The organism is Metabacillus sp. YM-086, from assembly GCF_048059995.1.
Lineage (GTDB): Bacteria > Bacillota > Bacilli > Bacillales > Bacillaceae > Metabacillus > Metabacillus litoralis_B.
Genome location: NZ_JBLUOI010000114.1, coordinates 1 through 11,206, shown reverse-complemented (window position 1 = coordinate 11,206; position 11,206 = coordinate 1). Strand labels below are relative to the sequence as shown.

Here is an 11,206-nt window from a genome sequence, read left to right as displayed (position 1 = left end):
ATTTGCCAATTTATACGAGACGGGGAAATGATTACTTACCAGGAGATTGCTTGTATTTTGATAATCCTCAATTTAATCCCAAAACGCCACAATGGCGAGGAGAAAATGTAATTGATTTAGGTAATGACCTTTATTTCGGTCATGGTATCGGAATAAAAACAGCAGATGGAATCATTGAATCCTTAAATAAGAGAAGAAAAGCTTATGCAACGGAGTCTGCGTATCTTCTATCACAAGTTACCAGATTAGATAACCGGTATCTTTATCAATTCTCTAATACTAGAGCTCAGATTCCAACTTTTCTTGCTTCAAAAACAATCGTTAGTAAATTAGGCAGTGCCACTTTTTATCATTAATCTAATAATAAAAGGCAATCGGGAACGACCGATTGCCTTTTATTTACATTTATTCAGTTCTCTTCCTTTTTATTCTATCGAATAAGTACATAATCATTGTCACAATAACAGAAAGTAGTGTGTATAGTAGCACCCAAATGAAAAAGGATTCATTGAATAGAAGGAGCATTAAAAAGGTAAAGAGGACAAATAAAATGGCTGGTGTAACATAGGTTTTTTTCGTCACAATGTAACCAACTATTGAAATGATAAGTACGATGACTGGGAAAACCAAAAAGATAAGCTGAAATTCCATACTTCACCTCAAACGGTATGTGCTTTATGTTTTCTCATTTTACCATAAAACAAATAAAAGAAACCATTTTAGGGTGGAGCTTATTATTTCCACAACCAACATATTTCATTAAACTTTCACACTTATCTAATGATCTTAAAATAAACATCACGTTGTCTTGGGCCATCAAATTCACAGAAGTAAATTCCTTGCCATGTTCCTAGTAATAATCTTCCATTTGTAACGATTATTGTTTGCGAGCTGCCAACAGTGCTCGCTTTCATATGTGCTGCCGTGTTACCTTCTCCGTGTAAATCTTTGACAAGCTTCCATGGGTAAACTTCATCAAAGCGTCGCAACATATCAGTTTTAACATCAGGGTCGGCATTTTCATTGATCGTAATGCCAGCAGTTGTATGTGGACAATATACCAAAACCGCACCCTCGTCCATATTCTGATCATTTATGAAAGATTGAACTAAATGAGTGACTTCAATCATTTCATCCCGTTTATGAGTTTCTAGCGTGTGTTTCTTTAACATAAACAGTCTCCTTTCTATAGCTATTAACACTAGTATATACCGTTTAAAGCAGTCTCTTAAACATTCCAATCATTTTTACACCAAGATAAGCACTCATAAAAGTGATTTTCAACTCTTCAAGAATTGCCAGGAAATAAGCTACTAAAATAAGCAGAGAAACTCCTCTTATTGAGGAAATAGCACAAAAAATAGATTAAATAGACGGAAAGATTCCGCCTATTTAATCGAAAAAGATGAAAATGGACCATTTTACTTTACTTATCCGGAAAAACTCCGCTTATATTCCTCAACCGAGTTCTATTCTTCAGTTTAACCGGAAGAACTCCGCTTATTGAAACTATCGGTTACTCAATTAATCCGTCACTCAGACATCCCCCTGGTAGTTACATATCATTTTTAGCTCACCAAATTGAATACCAATGAGAATTTCTTGCAGACAAAACTTTATGTCTCCATGTTAAAAGTGGTTTGAAATTCAGAGCATATTTACCGTCCATTTAATAAACCCATATAAATCAACAAAAAAGAAGCAGTCTTATTCAGTTGCGAATAGGACTGCTTCTTGGTGTGCTAATTTAGTTTTTGTATTAGGAAACCGAATCCGTTAATTTATAGACTAGTTTTTTCATTTATTTATTGTAATCTCCATTTTCGCTAGGAATGAGGATTTGACCACTCCAGTCCTTTTTGAGCAAGGTCTGAAGAATCAACTTTGACAGTTTGCTTGGTTGATAAGGTTTAATTAGGTATTCGTTAGCTCCAAGAGCCAAGCCCTTTTCTTTTTCATCTAGAGCCGTTGAAATAAAGATTGGAATTGACTTAAATTCATCTATTGCTTTTAATTCCTTAATAATATCCCAACCATCAAGCCCTTTTTCCTCTAACATGATATCAAGGACAATAGCATCGGGCTTTTCTTCTTTTATTGCTGCTAATGCCTCTTCCCCGTTGCTGTAGATTTTTACATAAAAATGACTTTCCTCTAATTCTGTTTGAAGAAGATTTGCAAGACTGTTATCATCTTCAACAATAATGACATTCACTTTGCCTTTGTTTTCCGGTTCATGAGGCTTATCAACTTTAAGATTTCCCCCAATAACTAATGGGAAGCTAACAGTAAAAGTACTACCTTCTTTTAATACAGATTGTACGAAAACATCACCTTCATGGGCTTTCATGATTTCTTTTACAATAGCTAAACCTAGTCCTGTTCCACCGATTCTTCTTCTATCAGAATTATCTACTCGATAAAATTTTGTGAACAATTTATGAATCGCATCTTCTGGAATACCAAGACCTTGATCTTTTACAGAAACGTTTAAATTAGGTCCTTCTTCAAATACATTGATAAAGATGTCTCCTCCATCTGGAGAATATTTAATCGCATTGCTTATCAGATTATTAAATACTTGGCCAATCTTATCTTTATCTCCTAATACCATCGTATTACTTGTCTGAATATCACAATGTATCATGTGAGAAGGATTATTCACTTGATAGGTTTCAACAATATTCATGATAAGTGGAACGAGATCATCGTACTTTTTGTCATAAGTTTGTTTTCCGGCTTCCATTCGTTGAACATCCAAGAAATCATTAATTAAAGCTGTCAATCGCTTCGCTTCTTGGTAAATGGTTGTTAAATATTTTCTTTGTCGTTCAGGCTTTAACTCCTTATTCAGCATAAGTTCTGTAAAGCCAAGAACACTTGCTAGAGGTGTTCTAAGTTCATGGCTTACCGTGCTAACAAACTCAGACTTCATCACATCAACTTCATATTCCTTAGTGATATCACGGTGGACAATAACTGTTCCAAATTTTTCACCTGCTCTAGTCAGCGGTTCACAATATACTTGAACCACACGATTAGTAGGACTATGTTGATGATAGATAAAAGAAGACTGATCTGTTTTACCGTCTATGAGAATTGAATCAAAAAATTGTTTTAATTCTTGTTTATTTTCAACCGAATTTGCTAGCTTAGAAAGCCATTTTTCATATGAATCTTCAACAAGAGTATCTCGGTGACATTCAATAATATCACATATTTTTTGATTAACCTGTATCACTTTACCCTTTACATCAATAAGTTGAATTCCTTCATTAATTGTATCTAAAATATCTTGTGTTAATAAGCGTTCTTCCTCAGATTGTTCAAAAATATGAATTTTATCTAGAGAAATTGCAATCTGTTTGCTAAGTCCATCATATTCTACTAATTCATCCTCTTTGTAGGATGTAGAATATCTGGAGTAGACCATAATAGCCTCTATCTCACCTGAAGATGATAGCACAGGCATATACAGGTCGTAACAATAGGATTTAACAAGATGGAATCCTGTTTCTTCCTCATCACACTCTCGTTTTATTGTATAAGGTTTTCTAAGCTCCTTTAACTTCTCAATCTCACCAGAATTTATGTTATGAATAAACTTCTCTACACCTTTTGATGAGAGACCAATACTAGCATGTTGATATGTGCGATTCATCACAACAACAATTCCTTTATCAGCCCCTATTACCTCGCACATTGTTTGCACAATACTATCCAATACTCTTTGTTTATCTAGCGTATTTGCAATACCTTTTACAAGATCATTTCGTCTCTTAAGATCCATCTCTCTATTCTGAGCAACCTCTAAAGCTTCTTCAAGCTCTGTCTGCTGTGCTTGCAATTCATCCTGCTGAGCAAGTAACTCCTCATTTTGTGCACTCAGGTCTTGTTCCTTATCTTGTATACTCTTTGTCATTTTCTCAAATGCAGAAGAGAGAAGCCCTAATTCATCTTGTCTATTGGACGAATCAGTAAATAAAATAGGTTCCCCATCTGTTATCTGACCTGCAGCAAGGGTTAGCTTATTTAAGGGAGCACCGATATTGTTCAGCATTTTTCGAACAAAAACAACCATACCAATAACTAATAATAATAGGAATACACCAAACAATATTTGATTAATTGTAATTTTTTTTCTTTGCTCATCTTTCAGAATAGTAAGGAGACCTTCAAGATTATCTGTATATTTTTTAATATTATTTTGATAGGTTCGAATCGTATCTGAACCATTTTGGTTTACAGCTATTTGATAAACTTCTTCTGGCTGATTATTATCATATAGACTCTTAGAGCGAGGTATTACATCTTCAAAATAATAGTCGTAAAAGTCCTTTGTTTGTTGGATAAATAGTACATCTTCTTCTGTATCAGCAACATTTTCTAGTTCTGATATTTTTTCATCAACTATATCCCTTTGTTCTTGAACCTTATTATAATAAGTTTGTTCACCTTTATAAGCGAAATAGGCTCTCATTTCTGAAATGGCTAAATTAAAAGAGTAATCTAGGTCTGATACAATTGTTTCTTTTACTTCCAATTTTCTACTTTCTTTATCAAAGTTATCCAAAATGGAGTTTTCATAAATCATCAAAGCCGCTACTAAAAGGCTAAAGACAAAAATAATTGTGAAAGTCAAAACACCATATTGTCTAGCCAAACTTGTTTTTAAATATTTATCGAGCTTCACCTAATATCTCCTCAATTCTTTCAACAAGCTGTATTGGGCTAAAAGGCTTTGACATAAAATAATTAGCTCCCGCTTCAAGTACCTTTTGCTGGTCAGTTGCCTGACTCTTTGCACTTAGCATCATGATTTTTGTTTGTATGTTTTCCTTTCGTATCAATTCAATTAATTCTAAACCGGTATAAACAGGCATCATATAATCTAGCAGAATTAAATCATACTCATTCTGCTTAATGAGATCATACGCCTCTTGCCCATCACAAGCCTCATCAATTGAATACCCTTCATCTTCAAGAGTATCAACAACGAGCATTCGCAATACTTCTTCATCTTCTGCAAGTAATATTTTTGACATATTATTTAACTCCCTACATCGCTTTCTTTTAAAAATCTCAGACCTGTAGAAATTTCACAGGTCTGAGATTTTCATTTTTGATTATTCGTTAATATTGATTTTTTTAAATGTTTCCTGCAGATAATTGTAAGACTTCTTCAAGCGCTCATGATATGTTGGTTCATCCCAATTATCCCAAGAATATTGGATCCAATCACCTTCTAAAGAAGGTACCATCTGTACAGGTTCCTGATCTTTATTTGTGACAACAACCTTCGCAAAAAGAGATTGGATTATTTCAGAGCTAGCTATTCCTTTTTCTGACCATACATCGCCCATAATTTCTTTTTGACTTGGATCTTTCACATTAATCATTAACCAAGGAAGACGAAGTTCTAAAGTTCCATCCTTTATATAAAAATCCGCAAGGGAAGTTGAGTTCTCCTTTTGTGAGTTGCCTACACCATATGTTAATTTTCCTGTCTCATATGATGAAAAAGGAACGGTCATTTGTCCTTCTTCTTTATTTATCGTCAATTCTTTGTTAAGTGTTAAGCGTATTGGGTGATAGATTCCATTATTTTTTTTATTCGCATAATCTTTTGTTTCAATCATATTAAGCACTTTTCCATATTGATAATAGAATGTATCATAGTAGCTATCAACTAGCACTCTTGATTGATCCTCACCATTTATCTCTACAACAAAATCTATACCTTCTTCATTAACACGTTTCACATTAGGGATGGTCGATTGCCCTTGGTTTTTTATCGTATTTAACAAAATCGACGTACTATATTCTTCTGGATTCCATTTTGTTTGATCATAATCAATTCTTATGAATAAACCTCGTTCATCACTAGACATGAAAACATTTTTAATTGCCTCTTCTTCATTACTCTGAGCAACCGGTTCTGCATTTCTAGCCTTCCAATCAGAAGTGTCACCATCAATTTGTAGCTGTGTTTCTTGCGTATCAGGCTCAAAGCTTAACAGTCCAAAATGCTGCTCATTCGTTTGAATATTATCCCAATATGGTCGACGATCTGGATTATCATATTCCATCGTGTTCCATGTTCGTTTAAACCACTCATCCTGCCATGAGAAAACAAGTCCTCCTGCCATATTTTGTTCAACAATATCTTCATATAGACTCGATAGAAATTGACCTTGTTCTTGTTCAGAATGATGTCCTTGGTCAAAGCCATGGACATTTTCATGAGATAACCCTCGTGAAGCTGGAATTCCATACTCAGCAACCACCACTGGCATGTCATGATATTGTCTCATATCATTTAAATATCCAGCATAGTTATTCTTTTCCCCACGATGATCAATAAAGTTAACATATTTCTCCTCATAATTTAGAAATTCAGGATAATAAGGGTAAATATGATAAGAGGCAAACAAACCCGAATAAAACTCGTCCTTAGCTTTTATTTTATTTGGATTAATGGATACCTTATCTTCATCCTCATCAGGCTCAGCAGGATGTGTAAGCAAATCAGTTGTCACCCAGTTTGCAAAACTCATTGGATGCTGCCATTGATAGTTTTCCGCTTCATATGATGCTGTATAATCCATCATTTCAGCGAGCCACACTTCAAATGGAGAGGCATTTTCAGTCATCATATACTTTCCGTTATAACTAGATTTAGTAGGATATTTTTCATTTGTTCTAATTACACTATCAGGATCCCACTCAACTCCAATAATCCACCCTAGAAGATACGGAGATAGATCATGAACATATTTTCCACTAGCATGACCTGTTCTTTCTTCAATGTCAGCATTTCCATGAATAATATCGACTGTTCGCTGAATTTCCGCCTTAAAATCATCCATTACTTCCGGATCATAGGCCGTTCTTCCTGCTTCTTCATCAAAAAACACATCTTCATTTACCCATACACCGTGAAAGAGATAAAGAGGATCTTCACGGCTAATGTTATGCTCATATAATGCCTGATAAAAGGCTGGTGGATGTATTGTATAAACACGTAAAGCATTAGCATTCATTTCACTTATCTGATCAAACCATCTTGTATATTCTTGTTTTGTTATGCCTGTTTCTCCAGGGAAGGTCCCCGGTTTGGCGATCCCCATATTCACACCTTTAATTAGGACATCTTCCCAGGCACCGTTTTTATAAACTTGTAGGTAGTCGTTAGAAGCAGCACCAGTTAGTTTCATTCCTTCTTTCGTCAAAACCTCTGGTTCAACTTTTGCATTTTGACTAACAGCTGCTTTCTCTTTTTCTGTTAAAATGGTCGTCATCATTGGTACGTAAGCCTTCCAAAAGAATGTATCTGTTCTTCCCTTTTGCTCAAAAGAAAACAGCTTTTGCCACATCGACAAACCACTCATTTGATAAATACTTGGTACTTTCTCCTGATCAACAAAATCACCTGCAAAATAATAGCTATCATACATTTGATTATTATGGTGAATAACAGCTGGAAATTTTGTTGGTATATTAAATTCCTTTAACTTTTGTTGGCCACTTTGTGTTAATGGTAAATCAAACGTAGCTTGAACCTCTTCCTTACTACGCGCATTTACTATATCAAACCAATAGTTATATTGAATGGTTCTATCCATATCAAAGTTAGACAAACCTTCATCTGTAAGTGTAAATAAGGCATGGTCATCAGATGTATCTTTGTTCGTCAAAACAACCACTTGATCTTCTTCGTTTACAAAAACAAAACCGTTTCCCGTATATTTAAAAGGTTTTCCATATTGGGCTTCATAGTTCTTTTTCACCCAACCAGGCACTTCAGCATTGCTCAATTCATTAAAATACCGCCCCATCCAGCCAGTCCAATCTATGTTTAACAGGTTATAAAACTCCTGACGAACCTTCTCTTCCGTTGGGGATCCAAACGTATTAAATTCAGCAATAAGTGTTTGCTCATTTTCAATAAGAGACGCAGATAATGCTCTAACCTCTTCAATTGTCATCCCACCGTACAATAACTCTGAACGATTCCCTTCTTGATTCCCCTCAAGATATTCATCTTTATACACACCGTATCCATCAGCTAAATACAACACATCGTAAGGAGATAAATCGTCCGGAAGTTCTCTCGTATCAAATTTAGGTGGCTCATTACTTGGCACAAATCCAACATAATCATTTTGTGAATTGTATCCATCACCGCCATCCTTAATCAATTTCAAGTGATTCAGTAACCAAACTAACCCTTTATGTTCCCTATAAGATTGATCAGGTACCGTTTTATCAATAATCAATACATTAACATTTTCACTTGCTTTTAATTGCCATAACCAAAAAGGAGACGAGAATAAAACAAGTAGTAAAAATAGTCCTGTGATAATCAGTACATTTTTTTTATTCATTTGACACACCTTTTCTAACCATTTCTCCCCAGCCTTTTTTCCCTATAAGCATTTCAAGCATTCCCTCTACTCTCCAAATAACTGTTAAAGGGCGATACCAAAACGTTTCTGTTATAGATACAAGAAATAAGATCACAAAATGCTTCACTTTAGGATATCTTTCCATACTCCATTCCTCTAATAAAACTGAAGCCATAGAATAGATAGAACCGTATATTAATGAGAGTAGAAAGAAGATAATAGCATATTCTAAATAGATACTTCCTGCAAAAATAGAAAGTATTAGGATTATGTATCCTATTAATTCAATGAACGGACCTAAAAACTCAACAAAAAAGAAATATGGCATAGAAAACATGCCTATTGAACCGTACTTTGGATTAAACATTAATTTTCGATGCTTCCATAAACTATCGAATAAGCCTTTGTGCCATCTTTTTCTTTGACGTCTTAAATATTTTATGGATTCCGGAGCCTCAGTCCAACAAACCGGGTCAGGTACATAGATAATCTTTTTGTTTGCTTTCTTTTCTTTAATTAATCGATGAAGTCTAACTACAAGTTCCATATCCTCTCCAACAGTGTGAGCATAGCCACCTGCTTCAATAACCCACTTCTTTGAAAAAACGCCAAATGCACCTGATACGATGAGCAATAAATTATTTTCACTTAACCCTACTCTACCGGTTAAAAACGCTCGTAAATACTCAACAATTTGCATAACGACAAGTGGTTTCTTTGGAAGATCTATCTTTGTAAGCTCACCATTCTGTATTTCACAACCATTAGCGATTCTAACACTACCACCTGAGGCTATGACCTCGTCATCTGATTCAATAATTGGCTTCAACACCTTCAAGAAAGCATTTCTTTCAATAATGGAATCGCCATCTAAGGAGCAAAAATAAGGATATTTTGAAAGATTAATTCCTGCGTTTAACGCATCTGCTTTTCCCCCATTTTCCTTATCGATGACATACATATAAGGATAAATTGTAGATTGGTAAACGCCTTTGACTTCTTTTGTATTCAACTGTTTTCTAATTACTCGATTGATTTTCACCATATTAAAACGATCTATTAGCTTTTCAAGAGTATCGTCTTTTGAACCGTCGTTAATAATAATAATTTCATATTCAGGGTACTCAATACTTATTAAGGAGCGAATACTCCCATAAATACCCGCAGATTCATTGTAGGCAGGGACAAGAATGGAGACAGGCTTTGTAAATTCAGATTGTAGCAATTCTTCATAAGGTTCGACCTCATCTAACTCATAATTTTTACGTATATTGAGTAGGGAAATAACAAGCATTGCTCCATACACAACAATAATGATGATCATGTAGATAAAGATAAACCAACTACCAACTACCAAAAAACTAGACCAATTAATATTCAACGCCCTCCTTTCCAAGCCATTCAAGGGCCATATCCTTTGCAAAACCATCATTGGATTCTGATACGACTTTTCGTAATAGATCTACCCCACCCTTAAACTGTAAAATTGCTTTGGCTGCCTCAGAACGAACAACATATTCACGATCAGATAATAATGAAACTAGCCGGTCTTTAAATGGACTTAGTCTTCTAACACCAGCAACTTTTGCCGCCATCATTCGAACTTGCCAGCTTGTTGACTCAAAGAACTTACTTAATATAGCTTCGTCTATTGGTGCCCCTGTGTTAGCAAATGCCTTTAAAGCTCTAATTCTTAACTCTTCATTACTATTTTCAAGTAATTTTTGAATTAGGTTAATATGATGTAAATATTGCTTTTTTCCGATCGTTTCAATCATCATGTATTGCATTTGTTTTGATAATGCCCCAAAGTCATCTGCTAGTTCATTAAATTGCTCTTCTTTCAAGAGAGATAAAATAGATAATAGCGTGAAATTTGAAATAGCTGGATCAACATTCTTTAAATAATAAACAATCTGATCATCATGAAATTTAGCAAAAAGATTTAACATCTGAAATTTTTCAGTACGTGTTACATTTTTTTTAACATATAATTTATGTAGCTCACCTACTAAGTGATTCATATAAAAATCCTCAACAGAGTATAGAGCATTCATTCTTAGGCTCCATCTCCGCTGCTTTAGTTCACTTTTCATATAATTTGTTAAGTGTTTATTTGCAAATTCGCTTATTTTTCCTTTTACATCCTCACTATCAAGTACATTAGAATATTCATTAAGCAATTCAATTAGGGCGATAAATTTTTCTTCTGTTTTATCAGGTTGTAAACTCCCTTCTTCACCCGATTGTAGAAAATGAAACATATCTAAGCGATATGTTTCTTTAAGATCGTCAATTTTTTTCCTTTTTTGATTATGAAAATGCTTTATAAAAAGCAAATACGTAAACAAACTAATTAAGATAAAAAACATTGTCAGAAATAAAATAAAAAGCACTACTAAACTTATCTCAAGCATATTACTTCATCCTCTTAATTAAGTGACCTAATCGGGTTTCAAGCTCTAATAATTTAAACGGCTTTGTTATATAATCATCGGCCCCAAGCTGTAAGGCTCTAGAGATGTCATGTTCACTTTTTCGGGATGTAAGCATCATCACTGTAAATCTTTCCTGATATTGAAGACTTCTTAATTTCTGTAATACTTCCAATCCATCCATTCTCGGCATCATGCCATCAAGTATGAGTAAATACGGATCTTTGTTGTTAAGATGCCACCCTGCTTCCATAAACTCCATACCATCTTTAAAGGTTTTAATATCAAGTGTAAATCCATCTGTAAACTTACTTTTACTGATTAAGTCCTCAAGCATTGTACGAATAATTGGGTCATCATCAA

At 34.5% G+C, this 11,206-nt stretch carries 8 protein-coding genes and 1 pseudogene; 1 reads left to right on the top strand and 8 read right to left on the bottom strand.

The window, feature by feature from the left end:
• Positions 1 to 356: pseudogene (locus ACEWK1_RS25830) on the top strand (protein-glutamine gamma-glutamyltransferase); the annotation flags it as partial.
• A 49-nt stretch (positions 357 to 405) separates the two neighbouring features.
• On the opposite strand, the gene ACEWK1_RS25825 reads toward ACEWK1_RS25830, so the two are convergent.
• From ACEWK1_RS25825 to ACEWK1_RS25790, 8 genes are all read right to left on the bottom strand, one after another.
• A complete protein-coding gene (locus tag ACEWK1_RS25825; RefSeq protein ID WP_121663245.1) occupies positions 406 to 651 on the bottom strand; it encodes a DUF2651 family protein in 246 nt (81 codons plus the stop codon).
• A gap of 122 nt (positions 652 to 773) precedes the next feature.
• The gene (locus tag ACEWK1_RS25820; protein WP_121663246.1) at positions 774 to 1,172 is read right to left on the bottom strand and encodes a secondary thiamine-phosphate synthase enzyme YjbQ; all 399 of its coding nucleotides are present in this window, start codon (positions 1,170 to 1,172) and stop codon (positions 774 to 776) included.
• A gap of 629 nt (positions 1,173 to 1,801) precedes the next feature.
• The gene (locus tag ACEWK1_RS25815; protein WP_212137717.1) at positions 1,802 to 4,693 is read right to left on the bottom strand and encodes an ATP-binding protein; all 2,892 of its coding nucleotides are present in this window, start codon (positions 4,691 to 4,693) and stop codon (positions 1,802 to 1,804) included.
• A complete protein-coding gene (locus ACEWK1_RS25810) occupies positions 4,680 to 5,045 on the bottom strand; it encodes a response regulator transcription factor (protein WP_121663248.1) in 366 nt (121 codons plus the stop codon). The genes ACEWK1_RS25815 and ACEWK1_RS25810 overlap by 14 nt, the downstream gene beginning before the upstream one ends.
• 81 nt (positions 5,046 to 5,126) lie before the next feature.
• Positions 5,127 to 8,387, bottom strand: coding sequence for a hypothetical protein (locus tag ACEWK1_RS25805; RefSeq protein ID WP_212137715.1), 3,261 nt, complete (start codon positions 8,385 to 8,387; stop codon positions 5,127 to 5,129).
• The gene (locus ACEWK1_RS25800; RefSeq protein WP_232273895.1) at positions 8,380 to 9,732 is read right to left on the bottom strand and encodes a glycosyltransferase family 2 protein; all 1,353 of its coding nucleotides are present in this window, start codon (positions 9,730 to 9,732) and stop codon (positions 8,380 to 8,382) included. The genes ACEWK1_RS25805 and ACEWK1_RS25800 overlap by 8 nt, the downstream gene beginning before the upstream one ends.
• A gap of 46 nt (positions 9,733 to 9,778) precedes the next feature.
• Positions 9,779 to 10,825, bottom strand: a complete 1,047-nt coding sequence (locus ACEWK1_RS25795) for a HEAT repeat domain-containing protein (protein ID WP_212137710.1) — start codon at positions 10,823 to 10,825, stop codon at positions 9,779 to 9,781.
• 1 nt (position 10,826) lies between these two features.
• On the bottom strand, positions 10,827 to 11,206 hold a 380-nt coding region (locus ACEWK1_RS25790; RefSeq protein WP_416636786.1), incomplete at its 5' end, for a response regulator transcription factor.

Coding starts and splice junctions, on each gene's coding strand:
- ACEWK1_RS25825 (WP_121663245.1), bottom strand. CDS start 651: ATGGAATTTCAGCTTATCTTTTTGGTTTTCCCAGTCATCGTACTTATC.
- ACEWK1_RS25810 (WP_121663248.1), bottom strand. CDS start 5,045: ATGTCAAAAATATTACTTGCAGAAGATGAAGAAGTATTGCGAATGCTC.
- ACEWK1_RS25805 (WP_212137715.1), bottom strand. CDS start 8,387: ATGAATAAAAAAAATGTACTGATTATCACAGGACTATTTTTACTACTT.
- ACEWK1_RS25800 (WP_232273895.1), bottom strand. CDS start 9,732: ATGATCATCATTATTGTTGTGTATGGAGCAATGCTTGTTATTTCCCTA.
- ACEWK1_RS25820 (WP_121663246.1), bottom strand. CDS start 1,172: ATGTTAAAGAAACACACGCTAGAAACTCATAAACGGGATGAAATGATT.
- ACEWK1_RS25795 (WP_212137710.1), bottom strand. CDS start 10,825: ATGCTTGAGATAAGTTTAGTAGTGCTTTTTATTTTATTTCTGACAATG.